Origin of the sequence: Streptomyces sp. NPDC093109, assembly GCF_040701725.1 — a bacterium.
In the GTDB taxonomy this organism is placed as follows: Bacteria; Actinomycetota; Actinomycetes; order Streptomycetales; family Streptomycetaceae; genus Streptomyces.
On sequence record NZ_JBFBEZ010000009.1, the window covers coordinates 143,707 to 169,858 of the forward strand.

Annotated in this window: 23 protein-coding genes; 17 read left to right on the forward strand and 6 right to left on the reverse strand. The window is 72.9% G+C overall.

Features of this window, described 5'->3' with window-relative positions:
- Positions 1–942: 942 nt before the first annotated feature.
- From uraD to AB0389_RS12010, 3 genes are read left to right on the forward strand one after another with little or no spacing between them, the layout of a single operon-like run.
- A complete protein-coding gene (gene uraD, locus AB0389_RS12000; RefSeq protein ID WP_366395221.1) occupies positions 943–1,890 on the forward strand; it encodes a 2-oxo-4-hydroxy-4-carboxy-5-ureidoimidazoline decarboxylase in 948 nt (315 codons plus the stop codon).
- Positions 1,891–1,899: 9 nt separating this feature from the next.
- On the forward strand, positions 1,900–2,799 hold the full coding sequence (gene pucL, locus AB0389_RS12005) for a factor-independent urate hydroxylase (protein WP_366395222.1): 900 nt from the start codon (positions 1,900–1,902) through the stop codon (positions 2,797–2,799).
- 21 nt (positions 2,800–2,820) lie between these two features.
- Positions 2,821–4,215, forward strand: a complete 1,395-nt coding sequence (locus tag AB0389_RS12010; RefSeq protein WP_366395223.1) for an 8-oxoguanine deaminase — start codon at positions 2,821–2,823, stop codon at positions 4,213–4,215.
- Positions 4,216–4,262: 47 nt separating this feature from the next.
- Here the strand turns inward: AB0389_RS12010 and AB0389_RS12015 are convergent, their stop codons facing one another.
- Positions 4,263–5,066 carry a chitosanase gene (locus tag AB0389_RS12015; RefSeq protein ID WP_366395282.1) on the reverse strand — a complete coding sequence of 268 codons (804 nt, stop codon included), beginning with the start codon at positions 5,064–5,066 and terminating at the stop codon, positions 4,263–4,265.
- 128 nt (positions 5,067–5,194) lie between these two features.
- On the opposite strand from AB0389_RS12015, the gene AB0389_RS12020 reads away from it, so the two are divergent.
- Both AB0389_RS12020 and AB0389_RS12025 read left to right on the forward strand, forming a co-directional pair.
- Positions 5,195–5,848: an XRE family transcriptional regulator gene (locus AB0389_RS12020; RefSeq protein WP_366395224.1), complete on the forward strand. Its 654-nt coding sequence runs from the start codon at positions 5,195–5,197 to the stop codon at positions 5,846–5,848.
- A 60-nt stretch (positions 5,849–5,908) separates the two neighbouring features.
- Complete coding sequence (locus AB0389_RS12025) at positions 5,909–8,101, forward strand: hypothetical protein (protein WP_366395225.1); 2,193 nt, start codon at positions 5,909–5,911, stop codon at positions 8,099–8,101.
- Between the two features lie 24 nt (positions 8,102–8,125).
- Here the strand turns inward: AB0389_RS12025 and AB0389_RS12030 are convergent, their stop codons facing one another.
- The 4 genes from AB0389_RS12030 to AB0389_RS12045 form a co-directional block, all read right to left on the reverse strand.
- Positions 8,126–9,334, reverse strand: coding sequence for a glycosyltransferase (locus AB0389_RS12030; protein WP_366395226.1), 1,209 nt, complete (start codon positions 9,332–9,334; stop codon positions 8,126–8,128).
- Entirely contained in the window at positions 9,331–10,116 is a 786-nt protein-coding gene (locus tag AB0389_RS12035; RefSeq protein WP_366395227.1) for a MerR family transcriptional regulator, read from the reverse strand. The genes AB0389_RS12030 and AB0389_RS12035 overlap by 4 nt, the downstream gene beginning before the upstream one ends.
- A gap of 60 nt (positions 10,117–10,176) precedes the next feature.
- Entirely contained in the window at positions 10,177–11,811 is a 1,635-nt protein-coding gene (gene aceB / locus AB0389_RS12040) for a malate synthase A (RefSeq protein ID WP_366395228.1), read from the reverse strand.
- 62 nt (positions 11,812–11,873) lie between these two features.
- On the reverse strand, positions 11,874–12,560 hold the full coding sequence (locus AB0389_RS12045) for a nucleotidyltransferase family protein (protein WP_366395229.1): 687 nt from the start codon (positions 12,558–12,560) through the stop codon (positions 11,874–11,876).
- A 196-nt stretch (positions 12,561–12,756) separates the two neighbouring features.
- Between AB0389_RS12045 and AB0389_RS12050 the strand changes: the two genes are divergently transcribed.
- Positions 12,757–13,077, forward strand: a complete 321-nt coding sequence (locus AB0389_RS12050) for a DUF5955 family protein (RefSeq protein ID WP_366395230.1) — start codon at positions 12,757–12,759, stop codon at positions 13,075–13,077.
- Between the two features lie 93 nt (positions 13,078–13,170).
- On the opposite strand, the gene AB0389_RS12055 is transcribed toward AB0389_RS12050, so the two are convergent.
- Positions 13,171–13,965 (reverse strand): IclR family transcriptional regulator, encoded by a 795-nt coding sequence (locus AB0389_RS12055; protein ID WP_366395231.1) that lies wholly within the window; start codon positions 13,963–13,965, stop codon positions 13,171–13,173.
- 227 nt (positions 13,966–14,192) lie between these two features.
- Between AB0389_RS12055 and allB the strand changes: the two genes are divergently transcribed.
- From allB to AB0389_RS12110, 11 genes are all read left to right on the forward strand, one after another.
- On the forward strand, positions 14,193–15,536 hold the full coding sequence (allB, locus tag AB0389_RS12060) for an allantoinase AllB (protein WP_366395232.1): 1,344 nt from the start codon (positions 14,193–14,195) through the stop codon (positions 15,534–15,536).
- 14 nt (positions 15,537–15,550) lie between these two features.
- Entirely contained in the window at positions 15,551–16,708 is a 1,158-nt protein-coding gene (alc, locus tag AB0389_RS12065; RefSeq protein WP_366395283.1) for an allantoicase, read from the forward strand.
- Positions 16,709–16,809: 101 nt separating this feature from the next.
- Positions 16,810–18,036, forward strand: coding sequence for a histidine kinase (locus AB0389_RS12070; RefSeq protein ID WP_366395233.1), 1,227 nt, complete (start codon positions 16,810–16,812; stop codon positions 18,034–18,036).
- Positions 18,033–18,710, forward strand: coding sequence for a response regulator transcription factor (locus tag AB0389_RS12075; RefSeq protein WP_366395234.1), 678 nt, complete (start codon positions 18,033–18,035; stop codon positions 18,708–18,710). The genes AB0389_RS12070 and AB0389_RS12075 overlap by 4 nt, the downstream gene beginning before the upstream one ends.
- A gap of 35 nt (positions 18,711–18,745) precedes the next feature.
- The gene (locus AB0389_RS12080) at positions 18,746–19,939 is read left to right on the forward strand and encodes a cytochrome P450 (protein ID WP_366395235.1); all 1,194 of its coding nucleotides are present in this window, start codon (positions 18,746–18,748) and stop codon (positions 19,937–19,939) included.
- 282 nt (positions 19,940–20,221) lie between these two features.
- Positions 20,222–20,893 carry a GntR family transcriptional regulator gene (locus AB0389_RS12085; RefSeq protein WP_366395284.1) on the forward strand — a complete coding sequence of 224 codons (672 nt, stop codon included), beginning with the start codon at positions 20,222–20,224 and terminating at the stop codon, positions 20,891–20,893.
- 183 nt (positions 20,894–21,076) lie between these two features.
- Positions 21,077–22,093: a sugar ABC transporter substrate-binding protein gene (locus tag AB0389_RS12090; protein WP_366395236.1), complete on the forward strand. Its 1,017-nt coding sequence runs from the start codon at positions 21,077–21,079 to the stop codon at positions 22,091–22,093.
- Positions 22,094–22,173: 80 nt separating this feature from the next.
- The gene (locus tag AB0389_RS12095) at positions 22,174–23,178 is read left to right on the forward strand and encodes an ABC transporter permease (protein ID WP_366395285.1); all 1,005 of its coding nucleotides are present in this window, start codon (positions 22,174–22,176) and stop codon (positions 23,176–23,178) included.
- Positions 23,175–24,020 carry an ATP-binding cassette domain-containing protein gene (locus AB0389_RS12100; protein ID WP_366395237.1) on the forward strand — a complete coding sequence of 282 codons (846 nt, stop codon included), beginning with the start codon at positions 23,175–23,177 and terminating at the stop codon, positions 24,018–24,020. The genes AB0389_RS12095 and AB0389_RS12100 overlap by 4 nt, the downstream gene beginning before the upstream one ends.
- Before the next feature lie 297 nt (positions 24,021–24,317).
- The gene (locus tag AB0389_RS12105; protein ID WP_366395238.1) at positions 24,318–25,475 is read left to right on the forward strand and encodes an ROK family glucokinase; all 1,158 of its coding nucleotides are present in this window, start codon (positions 24,318–24,320) and stop codon (positions 25,473–25,475) included.
- 152 nt (positions 25,476–25,627) lie between these two features.
- Complete coding sequence (locus tag AB0389_RS12110; protein ID WP_366395286.1) at positions 25,628–26,122, forward strand: hypothetical protein; 495 nt, start codon at positions 25,628–25,630, stop codon at positions 26,120–26,122.
- Positions 26,123–26,152 lie beyond the last annotated feature (30 nt).

Below are 26,152 nucleotides of genomic sequence, written 5' to 3' on the forward strand. Positions count from 1 at the left end.
CCGCACGCTGGAAACGGGGCAGGCCGGAACAGGGCCGGGCTGAAGTGATTGGTTGCGCGCCGGTCAGTGGGGCCCTCGGCGGCATGACGCATCGTGCTGGCGCCGCCGCCGCCATGTCAATCTGCCACGGTGGCCGGAATTGGACGCTCCATCAGGTGGGGCAGATCCCGCATACCGGCGCGTGGGGTCCACATGGGAGACCGTGGCGACATCGGCCGCTATGTCCACTCCCTCTACGCTCCTCGCCCACCCCTCGTCCACACTCTCCACATCGGCCTCACAACCGGTGCGACTGGCTCCGCTCGGAGCGGACGGCGCCGCGCCGGGCCTCCCCGGACGGGCGGGCCCGCGCCGCTCGCCGCGCGCCCCGGGGTGCCGCGTGCACCGCCGAGGGTGGTGCCGGCCGGGGGCTGCGACGGGTGTCGATGCTCCAATCGGACGTGAGACGTCGCAGGTCAGACGGTTGTCGGAGCGGTACGGGCGGCATCGGAGGGGGAGCGGCGCGGTGCGCGGTTCGGATCCCTGGACGGGAGTGGACGGAGCGCGCCGCGCCGGGCCGCGGGGGTGGCGCCGGGTGGCCGTGCGGCCGTACGGGGCCCCCGGGCCGCCACCAAGAGGGGTACTGGCCAGTACGGTCCGGCCGGGTGCGGGCGCCGCAGCGGGACCGGGTGGCGGTCGACGGCGCCGAGCTCCATGATCAACGCGTTGCCCGAAGGTTGCGGTGAAGTCCAGCCGAGTGGTGAGGGGTTGTGGTCTTAACTGCGATCGGAATGGGAGCCGTGGCCGTACCCGGGGCGGACCCGGGGCGCGTCCGGGGCGCCTCCGGGACCGAACTGGACCCGGGCCGGGACCGGGCCGCGAAATTCAACAAACTGTTGACGTGGTGTCGCGCAGGGCGTTAGCTAAGGCACAGCCCCGCCCAGCGCAACCACGGAGGCTCCCGTGCCGTCGCCACCCTCTGATACGTCCGCCCCGCGCGATCCGCTCACTCCGCCGCCGGGTCTGGCCCGCCTCAACGCCGCCCCCGACACCGAGGCCCTGGCCGCGCTCCGCGAGGTGTGCGCCAGCACGGCGTGGGGGAACGCGCTGCTCGCCCGCCGCCCGTACGCCACGGCGGACGACCTCCTCGCCGCCGGCGACACCGCGACGGGCGCACTGGACGGCGCGGAGCTCGACGAGGCCATGGCCGGCCACCCGCCGATCGGCCGCCCCCGGCCCGGCGACCCGGCCTCCGCCCGCGAGCAGCGCGGGATGGCGGACGCGTCCGACGCGCTCAGGGCCGAGATGCTCGATCTGAACCTCGCCTACCAGGAGCGGTTCGGGCATGTCTTTCTGATCTGCGCCACGGGCGCGAGCGCGGAGGACATGCGCGACGCGCTGCGGACCCGCCTCGGCCACCCGCCCGAGCGGGAGCGGGAGATCGCGCGCACCGAACTCGGCAAGATCAACCGCATCCGGCTGGCCCGCCTCGCGGCGCCGGCGACGGACGAGACCGGGCAGGAGACCGAGGCGGCGGCACCCGCCTCCGTCTCCACGCACATCCTCGACACCAGCCTCGGCCGCCCCGCCGCCGGTGTCCCCGTCACCCTCGCGGCCCTGGGCGGCGGCCCCGGCGCGCGCTGGACGGACCTCGGCGGTTCGCTGACCGACGGCGACGGCCGGTGCGGGGAGCTGCCCGCGCTGCCGGCCGGCACCGTACGCGTACGCCTGGACTTCGAGACCGATCCGTATCTCACCGCCAAGAACGCCGACGGCGTCGACGGCAGCGACGACGGCGGTGCGCCGTTCTTCCCGGAGGTGACGGTCACGTTCCGCGTCCGCCCCGGCGAGCACTACCACGTACCGCTGCTCCTCAACCCGTTCGGCTACTCCGTATACCGAGGGAGCTAGAGCACAGACATGCCCACGATTCTTGGCCAGAACCAGTACGGCAAGGCGGAGACGCGCGTCGTCAAGGTCGTCCGGGACGGCGACACCCACCACATCAAGGACCTCAGCGTCTCCGTCGCGCTCTCGGGCGACATGGACGAGGTGCACTACTCCGGCGACAACGCCAATGTCCTGCCGACCGACACCACCAAGAACACGGTGTACGCGTTCGCCAAGGAGCGCGGCACGGAGTCGGCCGAGCACTTCGGCATCGAGCTGGCCCGGCACTTCGTGACCAGCCAGGAGTCGATCCACCGGGCGCGCGTCCGGATCGAGGAGTACGCCTGGGAGCGGCTGGCAGGACACTCCTTCGCCCGTAAGGGCCAGGAGACACGCGTCGCCGAGATCACCTACGACGGCGCGCGGTGGCAGGTCGTCTCGGGGCTCAAGGACCTGACCGTACTGAACTCGACGGACTCCGAGTTCTGGGGATACGCCAAGGACCGCTACACCACGCTCAAGGAGGAGTACGACCGGATACTGGCCACCGATGTGTCGGCCAGGTGGCGGTACGGCTGGGACGGCGGCCCCGACGGACCGGCGCCCACGCCCGACTGGAACCGGTCGTACGAGGAGGCCAGACGCCACATACTCGACGCCTTCGCCGGCACCTACTCCCGCTCGCTCCAGCAGACCCTGTACGCGATGGGCGCGCGGGTCGTCGACCACTGCCACGAGATCGACGAGATCCGCTTCTCGCTGCCGAACAAGCACCATTTCCTGGTCGACCTGGAGCCGTTCGGCCTGACGAACGATGTCGCCGACGGGGCGGTCTACTTCGCGGCCGACCGCCCGTACGGACTGATCGAGGCCACCGTGCTGCGGGACGGGGCGGACGCGCGGATCCCGGTCGACACGACCACGCTCTGACCGAGGAAGAGGAAGTCCGCCATGATGGCTCCGCGAACCCCCTCGCGCATCGTCATTGAGAACTGCGCCATAGCGACGGTCGACGCGCACGACACCGAGTACGCCTCCGGCCATGTCGTCGTCGCGGACCGGCTGATCGAGTCCGTCGGCGCGGGCCCCGCCCCGGCCGGGCTGGAGAACGTGGTCCGCCGGATCGACGGCACCGGGCATCTCGTGACCCCGGGGCTGGTCAACACGCACCACCACTTCTACCAGTGGATCACCCGCGGACTCGCCACCGACCACCACCTCTTCGACTGGCTCGTCGCGCTCTATCCGACGTGGGCGCGGATCGACGAGCCCATGATCAGGGCGGCGGCCGGCGGATCGCTCGCGATGATGGCCCGCGGCGGCGTCACCACGGCCATGGACCACCACTACGTCTATCCGCGCGGCACGGGCGATCTGTCGGGCGCGATCATCGGGGCGGCGGCGGAGACGGGCGTACGGTTCACCCTGGCCCGCGGGTCCATGGACCGCGGCGAGTCGGACGGCGGGCTGCCGCCGGACTTCGCGGTCGAGTCGCTCGACGGCGCGCTCGCCGCCACCGAGGAGACCATCGACACCCACCACGACGCCTCGCCGGACGCGATGACCCAGATCGCCGTCGCGCCGTGCTCGCCGTTCTCCGTCTCCACCGAACTGATGCGTCAGGGCGCGGAGTTGGCCCGGCGCAGGGGAGTACGGCTGCATACGCACGGCAGTGAGACGGTGGAGGAGGAGCAGTTCTGCAAGGAGCTGTTCGGCATGGGCCCGACCGACTACTTCGAGTCCACCGGCTGGCTCGGCTCCGACGTGTGGATGGCCCACTGCGTCCATATGAACGACTCCGACCTCGCCGCCTTCGGCCGTACGGGCACCGGGGTCGCCCACTGCCCGTCCTCCAACGCCCGTCTGGCCGCCGGGATCGCGCGCGTCCCCGACATGCTGGCGGCGGGCATCCCGGTCGGCCTCGGTGTGGACGGCACCGCCTCCAACGAGTCGGGCGAACTCCACACCGAACTGCGCAACGCGCTGCTCATCAACCGCCTCGGCACACACCGCGAGACGGCCCTGACGGTGCGGCAGGCGCTGCGCCTCGGTACGTACGGCGGCGCCCAGGTGCTGGGCAGGGCCGACCGGATCGGCTCGATCGAGGCGGGGAAGCTCGCCGATCTCGTGCTCTGGAAGCTGGACACCCTGGCCCACGCGTCCATCGCCGACCCGGTCGCCGCGCTGGTCCTGGGGGCGGCGGCCCCCATCACGCTCTCCCTCGTCAACGGCAGGACCGTGGTCGAGGAGGGCAGACTGACGACGGTCGACGAGGACGCCCTCGCGCGCGCGACACGGAGCGAGGCGCGACGGCTGGCGCGGATCACGGCGGACGGCCGCCCGTAGGACTCCCGTGGGGTCTTTCGTCCGGGCCGCGCGGCCCCGCGCGGGGCTCAGCCGATGTGGTACGAGTCGCCGTACGTCTTCCAGTCGAGCGGCGGGTCGAGGTCCAGATTGCCCCGGTCGAGGAAGACGCGCTGCTCCGTGTCGATCCGGCTGGTGTTCTTGTGGGACGGTTCGCGGCGCATCGCGGCCACGCGCGCGTCGAGGAACGCGTCGAGATACTCGGTCTCGTCGCCGCCCCGCTCGGGCGACTTGGCCTTGCGCAGGGCGTTCTCCCGGATCGTACGGAAGCCGATCGAGTCCTTCGCGTCGCCGTAACCGTGCATCACATACGCGTCGTAGTAGATGAACTGCCCCAGCGCCCCGAGCCCGTCGGCCCTCGCCCGGGAGACCGCCGGGGTGAAGTAGATACGGTCGCGCTCCGCGTCCTGCGCCGCGCGCAGCGCTATGTCCTCGGCCGCCTTCTTCCACGCGGCGGTGAAGGCGCTGCCGAGCCCCTCGTGGGAGTCGCTGCCCTCGACGGCCCGCAGGGCGGGCAGGAAAGGCGCCAGCGCGTTGTCCGGCCGTGCCTTCGTGTAGCGCTCGACGACATGCAGCAGGTCGCCGCAGCCGGTGCAGAAGCCGACGATGCCGGCGGTGTAGCCGCGGCCGTCGCCGATGTCCTCGATGTAGCCGTACTGGGCCCGCCAGTCCAGCGAGGAGTTCTCCGCGCTGGAGACCAGCCGCATGGCGATGTCCTTCTTCGCGGGGTCGTCCAGCCCGGCGGAGGCACCCGACGCCGAGGGCGTGCAGCCCGCACAGAGGACGAGCACCGGCAGCAGCAGGATCAGCAGCAGTCGGCGGAGCGCGTGGATCACGTTTCGGCCCTTTCCCCGTGGTATGCACCGGCCTGGCATGACATTACGCGAGGCCGCGACGGCCCGGGCCGGCCTGTGGACAACCCTCACTTGACAAACGGAGTTGCCGATACGGCAATGGAAGGATGGCGGACACGGAAACAGGCACGGAAACAGGCACGGGCGCGGGCACAGCCGACCACCCGAAGACGGACGACAGCGGCTTCGAGACCGTACTGACCGGGGTCGGCCCCCGGCTGCGGGCCATCCGCCGGGATCGCGGCACCACCCTGAGCCGGCTCAGCGAGGTGACCGGGATCTCCCTCAGCACGCTCTCGCGTCTGGAGTCCGGGCAGCGCAAACCCACGCTGGAACTGCTGCTCCCGCTGGCCAAGGCGTACGGGGTACAGCTGGACGAGCTGGTGAACGCGCCGCGCACCGGCGACCCCCGTGTCCACTTCCGCCCCTTCACCCGGCACGGCATGACCTTCCTGCCGCTGACCCGCCATCTGGGCGGTATGCAGGCGTACAAACTGATCATCCCTGCCGGGCGGCTGCGGCTGGGGGAGCTGGAACAGCAGGTGCACGAGGGCTACGAGTGGATATACGTCCTCGCCGGACGGCTGCGGCTCTTCCTCGGCGAGCACGATCTGATCCTCACCCCGGGCGAGGTGGTCGAGTTCGACACCCGTACTCCGCACGTGTGGACCAGCGCGGGACCGGGAGCGGCGGAAGTCCTCAGCCTGTTCGGGCCGCAGGGCGAGCGGATGCACGCACGCGCGCGCCCGGCCGGGCAGTGACGAGCGGTGAGCCTCGGCGGTCCGGGGGCATTGTCAGACCCCCATGGCAGTATCCGGAACATGAATCTCACACAGAGTGACGTCCCGTCCGTCGCCCAGGTCTTCGCCGATCTGGACGACCGCCCGTGGGCCGAGCTGGACCACGCCTACGGCGACGCCGACGATGTGCCGGACCTGCTGCGGGCGTTGGCGAGCGAGGACGCGGCCGACGCGGAGGAGGCCATCGGCGAGCTGTACGGCAGCATCCTCCACCAGGGGTCGGTGTACAGCGCGTCGGCGTGCGCCGTGCGGTATCTCGCCGGACTGGCCGCGGCCGGCGTGCGCACCGCCGAACTGGTCGCTTTCGTCGGCGGCATAGCCGAGGGGGACGGCGTGTACGACGGGACGCCGCCCGGCGACTGCCAGGCGGCGGCCGTGGCACAACTCCGGCTGATCCTGCCGCTGATCGAGTCCGACGCGGTGGACGTACGGCAGGCGGCGGCCTGGACGGCGGCGTGCACGGGAGCCGCGGAAGCGGTGTTTCCCGCGCTGGCGGGCCGCTGGACCCGGGAGAAGGAGCCGCTCGTACGGGCGGAGCTGCTGGCGGGGCTGGTGAGACTGGCCGACGCGAGCATGGGCGCGGCGGAGACCGCGCGGACGCTCGCGACGGCGTCGCTCGACGGCGAGGAGCCCGCCGAGCTGCGGATCGCCGCGGTCCTCGGCTGTCTCGACCTCGGCCTGCCGTGGACCGGCGCGCACCACGACACGGTCCTGGCGCTGCTCCCCGCCGACCGGCTGGTCGCCGGCCGGCTCGACACCGAACGCACGGAACCGCTCCAGTGCGTCACCGACGCCCTGCTCCGCCGCGGTACGCCCGCCGACCGCGAAGCGGCCCTCGATCTGCTCGACGCCGCGCTGAGGACGACGGACACCGAGGCCCGCGCGGAGGCGCTGTGGGCGGCCGAGCAGGCGTGCCTGCTCTCGCGGGCCGCCCCGGCGCGGCTCGCGGACGCGGTGATCGCGCTGCTGGCGGACCGGGCCTCGGCGCGCTCCGCCCTGGGAGTCCTCGACAAGCTCGGCCCGCTCGCCGGCCCTGCCGTTCCCGAGCTGGTGGCGCTCACCTCCCACCAGGGCGCCCTCGCGGATCTCGCGCTGAAGGCCCTGGTCCGACTGGCTCCCGCGCAGGCCGCACCCCTGCTCGCCCGCGACCTGGGCGACCGTCCCCACGCCCTGGGCGCGGCGGTCGGATTCCTCGGCGGCCGGACACCGGCCCAGGCCCCGCTTCCGTTCGACGAGGATCTGCTGACGGCCGTACGCGCCCGGCTGACCACGCCGGATCTCGACGGCAACGAGCCGATCCACCTCGCGCTGCTGCTCACCCCCTGGGGCGAGCGGGCCGCGGCGGCGGCGCCCGAACTGGCTCTGTACCTGGACGGGTTCGCCCTCTCCGTGGCCCCCGCGCTGGCGTCCCTCAGCCCCGAGTGGGCCGTGGGCCCGCTGACCGGGACGGCTGTCAGCGGGCCGGAGGCGGCCCGGCTTCCCGCGGCCCGCGCGCTCTTCGGCCTCACCGGTACCCCCGAACCGCTGCTGACGGCCATCACGGCCGACCTCGCCTCCGGCAAGACCTACCAAGTGCGGCAGGCCGCGGAAGCCATCGAGGCGCTCGGCCATGCCGAGGGCGGGCCCGCCGCCGTACTACTGCCGCACCTGCGGGCGGCCCTGGGCACGGCGGAGGACCGCACCACCCATCCGAGGATGGAGGCCGACCTTGCCATCGTCCTGGCGCTGCACCGTCTGACCGGCGACCCGGCCGAGGCGCTGCCGGTGATCGAGAGCGTCCTGGCGGCGGTGGACGACGAGTGGATCCGCTGGCCGGCGGTTCACGCGGCCCGCGCCGCCGCCCTCCTCGGCCCGGCCGCCGCCCCCCTGCGCCCCCTCCTGGAACGCGGCCTCGCCCACCCGGAGATGGCCCCCGCCATGGCCCTGGCCCTCCTGGCAACGGCCACGACCCCGCCCGAGCGGAACGGACCCCACCCCGCCCTGGCCGACGCACTCCTGACCTCCGCCGAGACCAACGCCGACCCCATGGGCGCACTGGAGGCCCTGACCGCCCTGGGCGCCGACGCCCTCACCACCCCCCAGCTCCACCGCCTCACCGACCTCGCCACCCGCGACCGCCGCGTCCTGATCACCGCAATGGAACCCCGCCCGGCCCACGCCGACGCCCACTTCCGCGAGACAGCGCAGACCCTCCTGCGCACCCGCACGGCCTGAGGCGGTTCTCAGCGCGGCTCCCGCTCAGCGGGCGAGGGCCGACACGGCCTCGACCACCCGCGCCGAGCCGTCCTCCGCCGCGAGCAGCGTGGCGACCTCGGCGGCCCGCCGCCGGTAGGACGGCTCGGTCACCGCACGGCGGATCGCGTCGGCGAGCCGCTCGGCGGTCAGCCCTCGGAAGGGGATCGGGGCGGTGGCCGCGCCCAAATCCGTGAGGCGGCCCGCCCAGAACGGCTGGTCGGCCATGACCGGGACGGGGACCGCGGGCACCCCGGCCCGCAGTCCGGCCGCCGCCGTGCCGGCCCCGGCGTGGTGCACGACCGCGGCCGTACGCGGGAAGAGCAGGGCGTGCGGTACCTCACCGACGGTCAGCACGTCCGCGCCGGAGACCGCCAGCCCCGCCCAGCCGGCCTGCACCACCCCGCGTACGCCCGCCAGCCGCAGCGCCTCGGCGGCCAGTTCGCTCATCCGCTCGCCGGTGGAGCCCGCCATGCTGCCGAAGCCGAGGAACACGGGCGGCGGCCCGGCCCGCAGGAAGTCCTCCAACGCGGCGGGGAGCGCCTGGCCTGCGGGGACATGGGGCCACCAGTTGCCGACCACGTCCAGCCCGGCCCGCCAGTCACAGGGGCGCGGTACGACGGCCGGGCTGAAGCCGTGCAGGACCCGCGAGCCGGCGTCCTCCTGGCGGCGCCGGGCCGCACGCGGGCCGAGGCCGGGCAGGTCCAGCCGGGCGCGCAACTGCCGTACCCCGTCGGCGTGCAGCCGGTCCACCACCCGGAGGCCGAGCCTCCCGACGGCCCGGTTCCCCCAGCCGCCCAGCGACCGCCGCGCGCCGACGACCGGCGGGAACGCGCCCGTGGGTGCCACGGGTTGCAGATAGACGTCCAGGCTCGGGACCGCCAGCGCCTCGGCGACATGCCAGCCCAGCGGGGCGGTGGTGGCGGAGAGCAGCAGGAGATCCGCGCCGGGCTCCGCCGCGTCGGCGACCCCGCGCGCGAGCTGCTGGATGAAGGCCGCCGCCCGGCCCATCAGGGACCCGCCGCCGCTGGCGGACCGGGTGCGCGGATCGGCGGGCAGCGGACGGAAGTCCAGTCCGCACCCCGTGACCAGGGCGGCGAACGTCTCGGGCGCGGCCAGCGCCACCTCGTGCCCGGCCTCCCGCAGCCGTACGCCGAGACCCGTGTACGGCGCGACATCGCCGTAGGACCCGGCGGCCATGACGAGGATCCTCATGACGCGTTCTGGAGCCGGCCGCGCGCGGCGTTGGCGTGCGCGGCGGCGCGCAGGAACCCGGCCAGCCCCGGGCGCTGCTCGGCCGCCGGAACGACCAGCGCGAAGGCACGGGCGTCCTCGACGTAGTCGTCGGCGATCCGGCAGTGCGTCTCGGGCGAGCAGGGGGTGAACCACCGGCCGATGTGCTGCCGGTGCTCCTCGGCGAGCGCCGCCGCCCGCTCGCCGTCGGCCGGCTCCCGCTCGTCGAAGGCCGCGATCAGTCGCCGCCGCCACTCGCCGGACTCGGCCATCAGCTGCCGCCAGTCCTCCTTGGTGTGCGCGGCGGCCCGCGCCATCGATCGCCGTTGGCCCTCCAGATGCCCCCACTTGAGGTCGGCGTCAGTGGCGTAGCTCAGGTCGGCTTCGACGTTCCCGAAGATCTCGAAGCGATCCTCCGGGGACAGCCGTACCCCGGTCTGCCGCACCTCGATCGCGTGCTCGGCCATCCTGATCAGCTCGCGCAGCCGGTCGACCTGCGCGGTGAGCTGCCGGGACCGCTCACGCAGCCGGTCCAGCACGTTCTCCCGCGGATCGTCCAGGATGGCTTCGATCTCCTCCAGCGGGAACCCCAGCTCCCGGTAGAACAGAATCCGCCGCAGCCGGGCCAGATCCGTGTCGCTGTACAGCCGGTAGCCCGCCGGGCTGCGCTCGCTGGGCGTCAGCAGCCCGGACCGGTCGTAGAAATGGAGCGTACGCACCGTGACACCCGCGAAGCCGGAGACCTGTCCGACCGAGTAGCTCATCGAAACCACCTCTCGTCACGTCAAGTCTCCGGCCTGACGTGACGAGAGGGTCAAGCGCGGTCAGCCGCGGAGCTGTTCGTACGCCGGGAGGGTCAGGAAGTCGGCGTAGGTGTCGTCCAGGGCCACGGTCAGCAGGAGGTCGTGGGCCTGCTGCCAGCGGCCGGCGGCGAAGGCTTCCTCGCCGAGTTCGGCGCGGAGGGCGGTGAGTTCCTCGGCGGCCAGCCGGCGGGCGAGGTCGGGGGTGACCCGTACGTCGGTGCCGTCGGGGGAGGGGAATTCAACGCCGGCGTTGATCCACTGCCAGATCTGGGAACGGGAGATCTCGGCGGTCGCCGCGTCCTCCATGAGGTTGAAGATCGCGACGGCGCCCGTGCCGCGCAGCCAGGCCTCGATGTAGCGGATACCGACCTGGACGGCGTTGCGCAGGCCCTCGTAGGTGGGGCGGGCGTCGAGGGAGTCGATGGCGGTGAGGTCGCCGGGGGCGACGGAGACGTCCTCGCGGAGGCGGTCCTTCTGGTTCGGGCGGTCGCCCAGGACCGCGTCGAAGGAGGCCATCGCGACGGGGACGAGGCCCGGGTGGGCGACCCAGGAGCCGTCGAAACCGTCGGCGGCCTCGCGGTCCTTGTCGGCCTTGACCTTCTCGAAGGCGATTCGGTTGGCGTCGGCATCGTGCCGGGAGGGGATGAAGGCCGCCATGCCGCCGATCGCGTGCGCGCCGCGCTTGTGGCAGGTACGGACGAGGAGTTCGGTGTAGGCGCGCATGAAGGGAGCCGTCATTGTCACCGCGTTGCGGTCCGGCAGGACGAACTTGGGGCCGCCGTCACGGAAGTTCTTCACGATCGAGAAGAGATAGTCCCAGCGGCCGGCGTTGAGCCCGGACGCGTGGTCGCGCAGCTCGTAGAGGATCTCGTCCATCTCGTACGCGGCGGTGATCGTCTCGATCAGCACCGTCGCGCGGACGGTGCCCTGCGGGATGCCCACATAGTCCTGGGCGAAGACGAAGACGTCGTTCCAGAGGCGCGCCTCCAGATGCGATTCCGTCTTCGGGAGATAGAAGTACGGGCCCTTGCCCAGCTCGATCAGCTTCTTCGCGTTGTGGAAGAAGTACAGCCCGAAGTCGACCAGCGCCCCCGGCACCTGCTCGCCGTCCAGCTGGAGATGGCGCTCCGCCAGATGCCAGCCGCGCGGGCGCATCACGACGGTGGCCAGCGCGTCCGCGTCCTTCAGCGCGTACGACTTGCCGGAGCCCGGGTCGGTGAAGTCGATACGGCGGCGGTAGGCGTCGCGCAGGTTGAGCTGGCCGCCGATCACGTTCCGCCAGGTGGGGGCCGAGGCGTCCTCGAAGTCGGCCAGCCAGATCCGCGCGCCCGAGTTGAGGGCGTTGATGGTCATCTTGCGGTCGGTGGGGCCGGTGATCTCGACGCGGCGGTCGTTCAGCGCGGCCGGCGCCGGCGCGACGCGCCAGCTCCCGTCGTCCCGTACGGCGGCGGTCTCCGGCAGGAAGTCCAGGGCGGCGGTACGGGCGATCTCGTCGCGGCGCTCGGCACGGCGGGCCAGCAGCTCGTCACGGCGGGGGGTGAACCGCCGGTGCAGCTCCGCCACGAAGGCGAGCGCGGCCTCGGTGAGTACCTCCTCCTGCCGGGGCAGGGGCTCGGCGTCGACGATGGCCAGCGGGGTGGGCGCCGGTGCGGACATGAGCGGTCACTCCTTCAGGGACGCTTCTGACCCGTGGATAGTAGTTTCCTCATGGTGGAAGTTCAATGCTTTGTTGAAGTGGAGGGAGGGCCCGAGGGCGGGTCCAGGCGCCACAGATCCTCCTCCGTGTCGATGTCGAACGCCTCCGCGACATCCCCGCACTCCACCGGAGTGATCTCCCCCTCGCGCGCCCCCAGATAGCCCCGCGCCCCCCGGTCGCCGTGCGCCGCCGCCGCGATCCCGGCCCAGTGCCCGGCGCCGAACAGCACCGGATGGCCACGCCGGCCGCCGTACGACGCCGATACGAGTGAATCCGCGTCCGCGTTCGCGTCGCGGTACGCGGCCACGACCCGGGCCACCGCCGCCGCGCCGATCCCCGGCTGGTCCACCAGGAGGACGAGCGCCGCCCGCGCGTCCGTACCGGCCAGCGAGTCCAGCCCCGCGCGGAGCGACGAGCCCATGCCCTCCGCCCACCGCGGATTGCCGACCAGTACGCAGCCGGGCAGCGCGGCCCGCTCCCGTACCTCGTGCGCCGCCGCGCCCAGCACCACATGCACAGGACCGCAGCCGCCCGCCCGCAGCACCCGCGCCGCGTGCTCGACCAGGGGGCGCCCCCGGTACGGCAGCAGCGCCTTCGGGCGCCCGCCCAGCCTGCGGCCACCGCCCGCCGCCAGCAGCAGCCCGGCCACGGGCGGGCGGGGCGGGGCGGGAGACGCGGCCCCGGGGGGCGTCGGCGGTGTGCCTTCCATGCTCCCTGCTTACCACTCGCCGCGCCGCGCGGCCTCGTCACCCCGGGACGCGGAGTGGCGCGTACCGACCGGTATGGCGTTAACTTGCCCGCGAACCTTGGCGATTGACCATCGTCCAAGAGGGAATCGCTATATCTGCGCGGAGTCGTACCCGGCACAACGGCGTGTCCGGGGCGGAGGGGTGAGGGGGAGAGCTGTGTTGCGGAGCGTGGGGCAGACGTCGGTGACCGAACAGGGTGCGGACCCGAGAACCATGGAGCTGGGCGCCGCCGTGTCCCGGCTCCGGCGTGAACTCGCGGGGTATCAGACCGAGTTCAGGGACCGGGCGATCGCCGAGGACGAACTCGCGGCGCTCGCAGCGATGGTGGCGGCCGGTGCGCCGGAGGCCGCCAGGATGCGCCGCTCGCTGCTGCTGATCGTGGGCTCGATCGGCTCGGTCAGCGCGCTCGCGCAGCCGCTGATGGACGTACGGAACGCGGTCGATCTCTTCGGTGAGCACCGGCCGCCGTCCCGTTGAGACGCGGTCCCGTTGAGGCGTGGTCCCGTCGGGCCGCGGTGCCGTTGGGCCGCCGTCGCGCCATCGGGCCGCCGTCGCGCCGGGCCCCGGACCTCAGCCCGTGGTGTTCGCCAGCGCCGCGGACAGCTCCCGCGCCACCTCCTGGAGCACCGGCACGATCCGCTCCGTCGCCTCCTCCGTCACCCGCCCCGCCGGGCCCGAGATGGAGATCGCGGCGGCCGTGGGGGAGTCGGGGACCGGGACCGCCAGGCAGCGCACGCCGATCTCCTGCTCGTTGTCGTCGATCGCGTACCCCGAACCGCGCACCAGCTCCAGGGCCGCCAGAAAGCCGTCGGGCGTCGTGATCGTCTTCTCGGTGGCGGCCGGCATGCCCGTCCGGGCGAGCAGCGCGCGCACCTCCTCCGGCGGCGTATGGGCGAGCAGCGCCTTGCCCACCCCCGTCGAATGCGGCAGCACCCGGCGGCCCACCTCGGTGAACATCCGCATCGAGTGCTTGGACGGGACCTGCGCGACATAGACGACCTCGTCGCCGTCGAGCAGCGCCATGTTCGCGGTCTCGCCGGTCTCCTCGACCAGCCGCGCCAGATACGGCTTCGCCCAGGTGCCCAGCAGCCGCGACGCCGACTCGCCGAGCCGGATCAGGCGCGGCCCGAGCGCGTACCGCCGGTTGGCCTGCTGGCGTACGTACCCGCAGACGACCAGGGTGCGCATCAGCCGGTGGATGGTGGGCAGTGGCAGACCGCTGCTGGCCGACAGTTCGCTCAGGCCGACCTCGCCGCCCGCGTCCGCCATCCGTTCGAGCAGGTCGAAGGCGCGCTCCAGGGACTGGACGCCGCCGCCCGAGGCGGATTTGGCGGAGTCGGTGGCGCTGGCGCTGGACGACGGCACGGCAACGGTCCTTTCGGCTGGGTGGTGCTGGGTGGTGCTGGGTTGCGCGGCGGCGGGACAGGGGGGCGGTGACCGGCCGTCGCGTAGCCTACCGGCCACGCGCGTCGGCCCCGGGTGCCCTTGACGGGGTCGCGGCCCGGAGTGAAGACTCCTCGAACAGTCCGTTCAACAGTTCGTTGAAGTCAAGCGAAGAGCTGAAGCAAGCGAAGAGCGAAGAAGGGGCCCGCGTGTCCGATGTGAGCCTGATCCTGCGTTCGACGCGCGTCCTCACCCCCGACGGCACGCGCCCCGCCTCCATCGCCGTCTCCGGCGGCACGGTCGCGGCCGTCCTGCCGTACGAGGCCGACGTACCGCCCGGCGCCCGGCTGGAGGACGTCGGGGACGACGCCGTACTGCCCGGTCTCGTCGACACGCACGTGCACATCAACGACCCCGGCAGGACCGAGTGGGAGGGCTTCTGGACCGCCACCCGAGCCGCCGCGGCCGGCGGGATCACCACGCTGCTCGACATGCCCCTCAACTCGCTGCCGCCCACCACGACCGTCGCTCATCTCGACGTCAAGCGGGATGTCGCGCGCGGTCAGGTCCATGTCGACGTCGGCTTCTGGGGCGGCGCGATCCCGGACAACGTCAAGGACCTCAGACCGCTGTACGACGCCGGGGTCTTCGGCTTCAAGTGCTTCCTCTCCCCGTCCGGCGTCGAGGAGTTCCCCGAGCTGGACCAGGCGCGGCTGGGCCGCTCGCTCGCCGAGATCGCGGGCTTCGGCGGACTGCTGATCGTGCACGCCGAGGATCCGCACACCCTGGACACCGCGCCCCAGCGGGGCGGGCCCGCCTACGCCGACTTCCTCGCGTCCAGGCCGCGCGGCGCCGAGAACGCGGCGATCGCGGCCCTCGTCGCACAGGCGCAGCGGCTCGACGCACGCGTGCACGTCCTGCATCTGTCGTCGTCCGACGCCCTGCCGCTCATCGCCGACGCCCGGCGCGCGGGCGTCCGGATCACCGCCGAGTCCTGCCCGCACTTCCTCACCCTCACCGCCGAGGAAGTCCCGGACGGCGCCACGGAGTTCAAGTGCTGCCCGCCGATCCGCGAGGCCGCCAACCAGGACGCGCTGTGGCAGGGACTCGCCGACGGCACGATCGACTGCGTGGTCTCCGACCACTCGCCCTGCACCACCGATCTCAAGACGCCCGACTTCGCCACCGCCTGGGGCGGTATCTCCTCCCTCCAGCTCGGCCTCCCGGCCGTGTGGACCGAGGCGCGCCGCCGCGGCCTGCCGCTGGAGGACGTCGTCCGCTGGATGTCGGCGGGCCCCGCCGCGCTGGCGGGACTGACCCGCAAGGGCGCCATCGAGGCAGGCCGCGACGCGGACTTCGCGGTCCTCGCGCCCGAGGAGTCCTTCACGGTGGACCCGGCGGCACTCCAGCACCGCAACCGGGTGACGGCCTACGCGGGCCGCACCCTGTACGGAGTCGTACGGTCGACCTGGCTGCGCGGTGTCCCGGTCGTCCGGGACGGCGTCTTCGCCTCGCCGTCCGGCCGTCTGCTCGAAAGGAACCACCGACCGTGAAGGACGATCCGACCGTGTCCGACGCCCCCCGCTCCGTCCATGACGGGCTCCCCGCCGCCCAGTTCACCGGCGACGCCCGGCCGTACGGCGGTGGCGACCCGTACGCCGACTACCGCACCACCGACTTCCCCTTCACCCACCTCACCGACCTCGCGGACCGGCGCCTCGGTGCCGGGGTGACGGCCGCCAACGACGAGTTCTTCGCCGAGCGGGAGAACCTGCTCAACCCGGAGCCCGCCGCTTTCGAGCCGGAGCGGTTCGGCCACAAGGGCAAGATCATGGACGGCTGGGAGACCCGCCGCCGCCGTGGCGCCGGCACCGCGCGCCCCCACCCCACCGCCGAGGACCACGACTGGGCGCTCGTCCGGCTCGGCGCGCCCGGGGTGATCCGTGGCATCGTCGTCGACACCGCGCACTTCCGCGGCAACTACCCGCGGGCCGTCTCCGTCGAGGCCACCTCCCTGCCCGGCACCCCGTCCCCGGAGGACCTCCTCGCCGACGGGGTGAAGTGGACGGTCCTCGTGCCCCGTACGGCCATCGGCGGCCACGCCGCCAACGGCTTCGCGGTCGACACCGAGCGCCGCTTCACCCATCTGCGGGTCAACCAGCACCCCGACGGCGGGATCGCCCGGCTCCGCGTGTACGGGGAGGTGGCGCCCGACCCGGCGTGGCTCGGCACACTCGGCACGTTCGACCTCGTCGCCCTGGAGAACGGCGGCCGGGTCGAGGACGCCTCCGACCGCTTCTACTCGCCCGCCGCCAACACCATCAGGCCGGGCCGCTCAGGCCGGATGGACGACGGCTGGGAGACCCGGCGCCGCCGCGACCTGGGCCACGACTGGATCCGCTACCGGCTGGTGGAGACGTCCGAGATCCGCGCGGTCGAGATCGACACCGCGTATCTGAAGGGCAACGTGGCGGGCTGGGCCACCCTGCTCGTACGGGAGGGAGACGGCGACGGCGGCGACGGCGACTGGACCGAGATCCTGCCCAGGACCGCCCTCCAGCCCGACACCAACCACCGCTTCGTCCTGCCCGCCGCCGTCGTCGCGTCGGAGGTACGGATCGACATCTTCCCCGACGGCGGGATCTCGCGGCTGCGGCTCTTCGGCTCCCTGACCGGCCGGGGCGCGGAGCGGCTGGCCGCCCGCCACCGGGAGCTGGGCGGCTGAACGGCGCCCGCCGGGGACCGAAGTCGGCGATGCCGCGACTTTGGTAGCGGCCCGGCGGCGGGGCCCTCCGCGCCGCCTCCCGCCTGCGTAGCTTGGGCGGTATGACACGCACGGAATACCCCTGGCTGCTCCCCTCGGAGATGATCGGCCCCCGAGGGCCCGAGCTGCCCGGCGACCGCGGCAGGGCCGGGCCCCGCCGTACCGTGCGCGACTGGATCACCGACACACTGATGTTCCTGTTCGCCGTCCTGGTCGCGCTGGTCACCGTCGAGGCGGGCCAGCAGGCGGGCAACACGGACGCCGTCGTGATCTTCGACTTCGTCGCGAGCCTGCTCGCCTGCTGCGCGCTGTGGGCGCGCCGGCGTTGGCCGGTGGGGATCGCGGTCGCGCTGGCGCTGCTGAACGCGGTGGCGCCGGCCGCAGGCGGGGCGGGGCTCGCGGCGCTGTTCGGCGTCGCCGTCCACCGTTCCTACCGGCCCGTCGCCGTCGTGGCCGGGCTGATGACGGTGTGCGGGGTGGTGGCGGCGGTCTTCCGGCCCGATCCCTCCGAGTCGCTGATCACCGCCTTGATCGCGACCGTGATCCTGGTCCTCCTCGCGACCGGCTGGGGCCTGCTCGTACGGGCCCGCCGCCAGCTCGTCGTCGCGCTGCGCGAACGGGCGCTGCGGGCCGAGGCCGAGGCCGGGCTCCGCGCGGAACAGGCGCAGCGGCTCGCCCGCGAGGCCATCGCCCGCGAGATGCACGACGTACTGGCGCACCGGCTGACGCTGCTGAGCGTGCACGCCGGCGCGCTCGAATTCCGGCCCGACGCACCGGCCCCGGAGGTCGCCCGGGCGGCCGGGGTCATCCGGGACAGCGCGCACGAGGCGCTCCAGGACCTGCGCATGATCATCGGGGTGCTGCGGGCCCCGGACGGCGACGAGGGCGACCGGCCGCAGCCCACGCTGGCCACCCTGGACGCGCTGGTCGACGAGGTCCGGCTGGCCGGCATGGACGTCACGCTCGACAGCCGGATCGGCGACCCGGCCGCAGTGACCGCCGCCACCGGCCGTACCGCGTACCGCGTCGCCCAGGAGGGCCTGACCAACGCACGCAAGCACGCGCCCGGCGCCCGCGCGGCCGTCGAGGTGAGCGGCGGTCCAGGCGACGGCCTCACCATCGAGGTGCGCAACGCCGCGCCCCCGGGCGAGGTCACCGAGGTGCCGGGATCCGGGCAGGGGCTCATCGGGCTCACCGAACGGGCGGCGCTGGCCGGCGGCCGGTTCGAGCACGGCCCGACGGGGGACGGCGGATTCGCCGTACGGGCCTGGCTACCGTGGACCCCATGACCACCAGGACCATCCGACTGATCATCGTCGACGACGACGCGCTCGTCCGTGCCGGGCTCACCTTCATGCTCGGCGGCGCGGGGGACATCGAGATCGTGGGGGAGGCGGCCGACGGCTCCGAGGTGCCGGCGCTGGTCGAGCGGGTCGCGCCCGATGTGGTGCTCATGGACATCCGGATGCCCGCCGTGGACGGACTGACCGCGACCGAGGCGCTGCGGGCTCGCCCCGGCGCCCCCGAGGTCCTCGTACTGACCACCTTCCACGCCGACGAGCAGGTGCTGCGGGCGCTGCGCGCCGGCGCGGCCGGGTTCGTCCTCAAGGACACCCCGCCCGCCGAGATCGTCGCGGCCGTACGGCGGGTGGCGGCCGGCGATCCGGTGCTCTCGCCCGCGGTGACGCGCCAGCTGATCGGCCATGTGGCGGGGGAGGAGCCCGTCGGGGCGGCGCGCGGGGACGCCGCCGCGGACCGGCTCGCCGCGCTCGCCGAGCGGGAAAGGGAGGTCGCGCACGCGGTCGGCGAGGGCAGCTCCAACGCGGAGATCGCCGCGCGCCTCTACATGAGCGTCCCCACGGTCAAGGCGCATGTCTCCCGGATCCTCGCCAAGCTCGGCCTCAACAACCGGGTCCAGATCGCCCTGTTGGTGCATGACGCGAATCAGAGGCCGCGCGAATAGGTGGGGCGGTCCGGGCCGCGACGTACGCTGAATCGATGGCGGCTATCGAACTGGCAGACTACGGACCGGACTTCAACGTCAACCCCTACCCGTACTACGCGAAGATGCGCGAGGCGGGCCCCGTGCACGAGGTGATCGCCCGGGACGGCTGGCGGTTCTGGCTGATCGTCGGATACGAGGAGGCGCGCGAGGCGCTCGCCGATCCTCGGTTCTCCAAGGACGTGGCCACCCGTGGCCGCGACGCGCCGGTCGATCTCGTGGTGGGCCCGCACGTCCTGGGTCTCGACCCGCCCGACCACACCCGGCTGCGCAAGCTCGTCGCCCCCGAGTTCACCGGGCGCCGCGCCGAGCGGCTGCTGCCGCGTATCCAGCACATCACCGACGGACTCCTCGACGCGATGATCCCGGCCGGCCGCGGCGATCTGGTCGACTCGCTGGCCTTTCCCCTGCCCATCACGGTCATCTCCGAGCTGCTCGGCGTCCCGCTCGCCGACCGCGACACCTTCCGCGCCTGGACCAACGAGATCGTCGCCCCGACCGCACCCTCCGGGGCGCACAGCGCCACCGTCGAACTCGTCGCCTATCTCGACTCGCTCATCGAGGACAAACGCGCCGCGGGTCCCGCCGACGATCTGCTCTCCTCGCTGCTGCGCGCCCGCGCGGAGGACGGCGACCAACTGTCGGCCGCCGAGCTGCGCGCCTGGGCGTACATCCTGCTGATCGCCGGCCACGAGACGACCGTCAACCTGATCGCCAACGCGGTCAGGACCCTGCTCGGCCACCCGGAACAGCTGGCCGCGCTCCGTGCCGACCTCGGGCTGATCGACAGCGCGGTCGAGGAGGTGCTGCGCTTCGAGGGCCCGGTCGAGACCAGTACCGTACGGTTCGCCCGCGAAGCGGTCTCCTACGGGGACGTGGAGATACCCGCGCGGGAGACGGTCCTGGTCAGCATCGCCTCGGCCAACCGCGACCCGGCCCGCTTCCCCGGCGCGGACACCTTCGACATCCGCCGCTCCGCCGCCGCGGGCCGCGGCCCCGGCCATCTCGCCTTCGGCCACGGCATCCACTTCTGCGTGGGCGCCCCGCTGGCCCGGCTGGAGGCCCGCGTCGCCCTCCGTACGCTGCTGGAGCGCTGCCCCGACCTGGCCCTCGACCCGGACGCGGGCCCCTACGAGTGGCTGCCCGGCCTGCTGATCAGAGGGGTGCGCGGGCTCCCCGTACGGTGGTAGAGCGGTGGTGGAAACACCCGCCGCGTCCGCCCGCCGCCCGCCCGCCGTGTCGACGGCCTCGCACTCCGCCGATTATTTGTCCGGACAATCTAACCTCCCGACTTCCCGTCAACATGGCATGCCGACTACCCTCGGCACGTGTCCTCTCAGCAGCCGGAAAGCGCCCAGCGGCCGGACAGCGCCCCGCCGACCCCGCCCCCGACCCCGACCTCGCCCCCGCAGCTCCAGCTCGGCGTCGACCGCACCAGCCCGGTCCCGCTCTATTTCCAGCTCGCCCAGCAGTTGGAGGCGGCCATCGAACGCGGTGGACTCGCGCCGGGCAGCCTGCTCGGCAACGAGATCGAACTGGCGGGCCGGCTGGGCCTGTCCCGCCCCACCGTCCGCCAGGCCATCCAGTCGCTCGTCGACAAGGGGCTGCTGGTACGCCGGCGCGGCGTCGGTACCCAGGTCGTCCACAGCCAGGTCAAGCGCCCGCTGGAGCTGAGCAGCCTCTACGACGACCTGGAGGCGGCCGGCCAGCGCCCCGCCACCCGCGTCCTGCGCAACACCGTCGAACCGGCCACCGCCGAGGTCGCCGCCGCGCTCGGGATCCCCCAGGGCGCCGAGGTGCTCCTCGTCGAACGCCTCCGGTACGCGCACGACGAGCCGATGGCCTTCCTCCGCAACCGGCTCCCCGTCGGACTCTTCGACTGCGACACCGAACGCCTGGAGAGCACCGGCCTCTACCGGATGATGCGCTCCGCCGGCATCACCCTGCACAGCGCCCGGCAGAAGGTCGGCGCGCGCGCCGCGTCCGCCGAGGAGGCCGAGCGGCTCACCGAACACCTCGGCGCCCCGCTGCTCACCATGGAGCGCACGACCTTCGACGACACCGGCCGCGCCGTGGAATTCGGCTCGCACATCTACCGCGCCTCGCGGTACGCCTTCGAGTTCCAGCTCCTGGTCCGCCCGTAGCGTCCTAATCCCTATCCGCCACGCTCCGCTGCCCTTCCCGTACCCGATGAATCGGTCATGGTCGTCCATGACCGATACTTGGGCGCCGGGCCGGGTCCGCACGAGTGTCTGTCTGCCATGTCTGCACGACTCTCCGTAACGCCACCGGCCGCACCAGGGACTTACAGCGAGAGGCACGGCGTCGTGGCAACGGTTCGGACAGGGGTACGCGCGACAGGCGCGGTGCTCGCGGTGGCGCTCGGGGCGATGGCCCTCGCGGGCTGCAGCAGCACCGGGGGCAAGCGCGCGGAGGATCGGGCCCGGGACGCCGCCGCCCAGGGCAGGGCGGCGGTGAACACCCCCGAGTGGACCGTGGCCATGGTCACCCACTCGGGCGACGGCGACAGCTTCTGGGACATCGTCCAGGAGGGCGCCAAGCAGGCGGCCGTCAAGGACAACATCAAGTTCCTGTACGCCTACAGCGACGAGGGACAGCAGCAGGCGCAGCTCGTCCAGTCCTACATCGACAAGAAGGTCGACGGGCTGATCGTCACGCTCGCCAAGCCCGACGCCATGAAGGCCGTCGTCGAGAAGGCCGTCAAGGCCGGCATCCCGGTGATCACCGTGAACTCCGGTACGGAGGAGTCCAAGGCGTACGGCGCGATCACCCATATCGGCCAGGACGAGACCATCGCCGGTGAGGCCGTCGGTGACGAGCTGGAGAAGCGGGGCAGGAAGAAGGCCCTCTGCGTCATCCACGAGCAGGGCAACGTCGGCCACGAGGCGCGCTGCGCGGGCGCGAAGAAGACCTTCGGCGGCAGCCTGGAGAACCTGTACGTCGACGGCACGAGCATGCCCGACGTCCAGGCGTCCATCGAGGCCAAGCTCCAGGCGGACAAGAGCATCGACAGCGTCGTCACCCTGGGCGCCCCCTTCGCCGACGCCGCAGTCAAGGCCAAGGCGTCCGCCGGCAGCAAGGCCGAGATCGACACCTTCGACCTGAACGCCAAGGTCGCCGCCGCCCTCAAGGCCGGCACCCTCGGCTTCGCCGTCGACCAGCAGCCCTACCTCCAGGGGTACGAGGCGGTCGACCTGCTCTGGCTCTACCGCTACAACGCCGATGTGCTCGGCGGCGGGCGCCCGGTGCTCACCGGACCGCAGATCATCACCGGCGACGAGGCCGGCGCGCTGGAGAAGTACACCGAGCGGGGGACCCGGTGACCCCGACCGCGTCCTCCGCACCCGCCGCACCCACCGCGGACGGCGGCGGTCCCGGGCCGCGCGGCGGCGGCGACGAGCGGCTGGTCCGTACCTCCCTGCCGCGCAGACTGCTCGGCCGGCCCGAGCTGGGCTCCGTCGCCGGCGCCGCCGCGGTCTTCCTCTTCTTCGCCCTGACGGCCGACTCGTTCCTGCGCGCCGCCAGCTTCGGCACCGTTCTGTACGCGGCCTCCACCATCGGGATCATGGCGGTCCCGGTGGCGCTGCTGATGATCGGCGGCGAGTTCGACCTCTCCGCCGGGGTGCTGGTCACCAGCTCGGCGCTGATCTCCTCGATGTTCAGCTTCCAGATGACCGCGAACGTCTGGGTCGGCGTCGGGGTGTCGCTGCTGGTCACCCTCGCCATCGGGGCCTTCAACGGGGTGATGCTCACCCGGACGAAACTGCCGAGCTTCATCATCACGCTCGGCACGTTCCTGATGCTGACCGGCCTCAACCTGGGCCTGACGAAGCAGATCAGCGGCACCGTCTCGACCAAGAGCATCGCCGACATGGAGGGCTTCCCCTCGGCGAGCAAGGTCTTCGCCTCCCAGCTCACCCTGGGTGGCGTCGAGCTGAAGGTGACGATCCTCTGGTGGGCCGTGCTGATCGCGGTGGCCACCTGGATCCTGCTGCGCACCCGCTTCGGCAACTGGATCTTCGCGGTCGGCGGCAACACCGACGCCGCCCGCGCGGTCGGCGTCCCGGTCGTCCGGACCAAGATCCTGCTCTACATGGGCGTGGCCTTCAGCGCCTGGATCGCGGGCCAGCACCTGCTGTTCTCGTTCGACGTGGTGCAGTCCGGCGAGGGCGTCGGCAAGGAGCTGATCTACATCGTCGCCGCCGTCATCGGCGGGTGCCTGATCACCGGCGGCTACGGCTCCGCGATCGGCGCGGCGGTCGGCGCGCTCATCTTCGGTATGACGGACAAGGGCATCGTGTACGCCGAGTGGAACCCGAACTGGTTCAAGTTCTTCCTCGGCGCCATGCTCCTTCTGGCCACCCTGCTCAACGCGTGGGTGCGCAGGCGCGCGGAGGCGACCCGATGACGGATCCGACGAACTCCCTGATCCGGCTGGACGGCATCAGCAAGCGCTACGGCAACGTACGCGCCCTCGAAGACGTGTCGCTGGAGGTCAACGCGGGCGAGATCAGCTGCGTCCTCGGCGACAACGGCGCCGGCAAGTCCACCCTCATCAAGATCATCGCCGGTCTGCACCAGCACGACGCGGGCGAGTTCCTGATCGAGGGCGAGCCGGTCGCCCTCTCCTCCCCGCGCGAGGCCCTCGACCTCGGCATCGCCACCGTCTACCAGGACCTCGCGGTCGTCCCGCTGATGCCCGTCTGGCGGAACTTCTTCCTCGGCTCGGAGCCGAGGATCGGCCGCGGGCCCTTCAAGCGGCTCGACGTCGCCCGGATGCGCGCGACCACCCACGCGGAGCTGCTGCGCATGGGCATCGACCTGCGCGATGTCGACCAGCCGATCGGCACGCTCTCCGGCGGTGAGCGCCAGTGCGTGGCCATCGCCCGCGCCGTGCACTTCGGCGCCAGGGTCCTCGTCCTGGACGAACCGACCGCCGCCCTCGGCGTGAAGCAGTCCGGGGTGGTGCTCAAGTACGTGGCCGCCGCCCGCGACGCGGGACTCGGAGTGGTCCTCATCACGCACAACCCGCACCACGCGTATCTGGTCGGTGACCGGTTCGTCCTGCTCAAGCGCGGCACGATGGCCGGCAGCCACACCAAGGACTCCGTCACCCTCGACGAGCTGACCCGCCAGATGGCGGGCGGCTCCGAGCTGGAGGAGCTGAGCCACGAGCTGGCACGGACCCCGGCCGCGCCCGCCCCAGCGGACGGCGGGGACGCGGACGGCGCGGGGAACCCCGGAGCCTGATCCCGCGTCCTGACTCCCGTAACTCTCCGCCCTGTCCGCTTTCCGCTTCCCGCCGTCACTTTCCGCCGTCACTTTCCGCCCCGGACGACGCGCTGCGCGGCCCCGCACCGGGCCGCACAGGCGCCCCGCCCTCCTCGGATGGCACAATCGCCGGGGTGGACACCGTCCGCCGCCAGCCGCCCGTCCGGGCCGGCCGGCCCCCGACCCCGCAGGGACGACACGACTCGTGCGAGCACCCAGCCGCCGCCCCACCCGGTACGGCCAGACCGAGCCGAAGGACACGAGGGGGACCGGCCGATGAGCACCTACCGCGACTTCGCGCACCGCGGCACCGCCCGCGCCACCGTCCTGCGGACCGTCGGCACCCGTGAGCGCCGCTCCCTGCTCACCGCCCCCCGCGTACCGACCGTCGGTATCGACATCGGCGGTACGAAGGTGATGGCCGGCGTCGTCGACCCGGACGGCAACATCCTGGAGAAGCTCAGGACCGAGACGCCCGACAAGTCCAAGAGCCCCCGGGTCGTCGAGGACACCATCGTCGAGCTGGTCCTGGACCTCTCCGACCGGCACGATGTGCACGCCGTCGGGATCGGCGCGGCCGGCTGGGTCGACGCCGACCGCTCCAAGGTCCTCTTCGCGCCGCACCTCGCCTGGCGCGACGAGCCCCTGAGGGACGCGCTCTCCTCGCGGCTCGCGGTGCCCGTGATGGTCGACAACGACGCGAACACCGCCGCCTGGGCGGAGTGGCGCTTCGGCGCCGGCCGCGGCGAGGACCATCTGGTGATGATCACCCTCGGCACCGGGATCGGCGGCGCCATACTGGAGGACGGCCAGGTCAAGCGCGGCAAGTTCGGCGTGGCCGGCGAGTTCGGCCATATGCAGGTTGTCCCGGGCGGCCACCGCTGCCCGTGCGGCAACCGCGGCTGCTGGGAGCAGTACAGCTCCGGCAACGCCCTCGTCCGGGAGGCCCGTGAACTGGCCGCCGCCGACTCCCCGGTCGCGTACAACATCATCGACCGGGTCAAGGGCAACGTCCACGAGATCACCGGCCCGCTCATCACCGAACTCGCCCGCGAGGGCGACGCCATGTGCATCGAGCTCTTCCAGGACATCGGCCAGTGGCTCGGCGTCGGCATCGCCAATCTGGCCGCCGCGCTCGACCCGTCCTGCTTCGTCATCGGCGGCGGGGTCAGCGCCGCCGACGATCTGCTCATCGGCCCGGCCCGCGACGCGTTCCGCCGTAACCTCACCGGCCGCGGCTACCGTCCCGAGGCCCGTATCGCCAAGGCGCAGCTCGGCCCCGAGGCCGGCATGGTCGGCGCCGCCGACCTCTCCCGGCTGGTGGCCCGGCGCTTCCGCCGCGCCAAGCGCCGCCGCGTGGAGCGGTACGAGCGGTACGAGCGCTACGCGCAGGCCATCCGCAGCCCCCGAGCGCCCCAGGACCCGCCGTCGTGACCGGGAACGCGACCACGCACCTCACCGCTGGCGGCGGCGCCGGTACGGGGGACGGCGGCGCCGGCGCACCGGCCGTGCCGGGCCAGGGCTCCGCGCCCGGCCCCGGCGGGGGACCGGCGGAGGACCGGCGCCACCGCAACCGCCGCCGCTGGCTGACGGCCATCGTCATCGTGCTGCTCATCGGCATCCCGGCCGGCTATCTGGTGATCTCCGCCGCGCAGAGCCGCGACAGCGGCCGGGACAAGGAGGTGGAGTCCTCCGCCACCGGCCTCCAGCACCTGCGCCCGTCCAAGATGAAGCGCCGCGTCTTCGAGGTGCCCGTCCCGGTGGGCGCCACGGACGTGCGCTACTACGAGACGAGCAACTGGCGCACCAGCCGGCTGTACGTCCAGTTCGACGTCACCTCGGGACGGCTCGACACGTTCCTCACCGAGCTGGGCACCAACCGCTCCGCGCTCAGGCCGGGCGCCCTCACCATCCCGCCCCGCGACCGGGCGGCCGTCGGCTGGAACTTCGACATCCCCGGCCACGCCTGGGCGGGCACCAGCCACCACCAGCCCTCCCCGCGTCCCAGCCAGGACATCATCGTGGACCTGACCGACCCCGGATTCCCCCGGGTCTTCGTCGTCTCGACCACCACGCCCTGACCACCGGCGGTCCGGGCGCCGGGGTGGGGC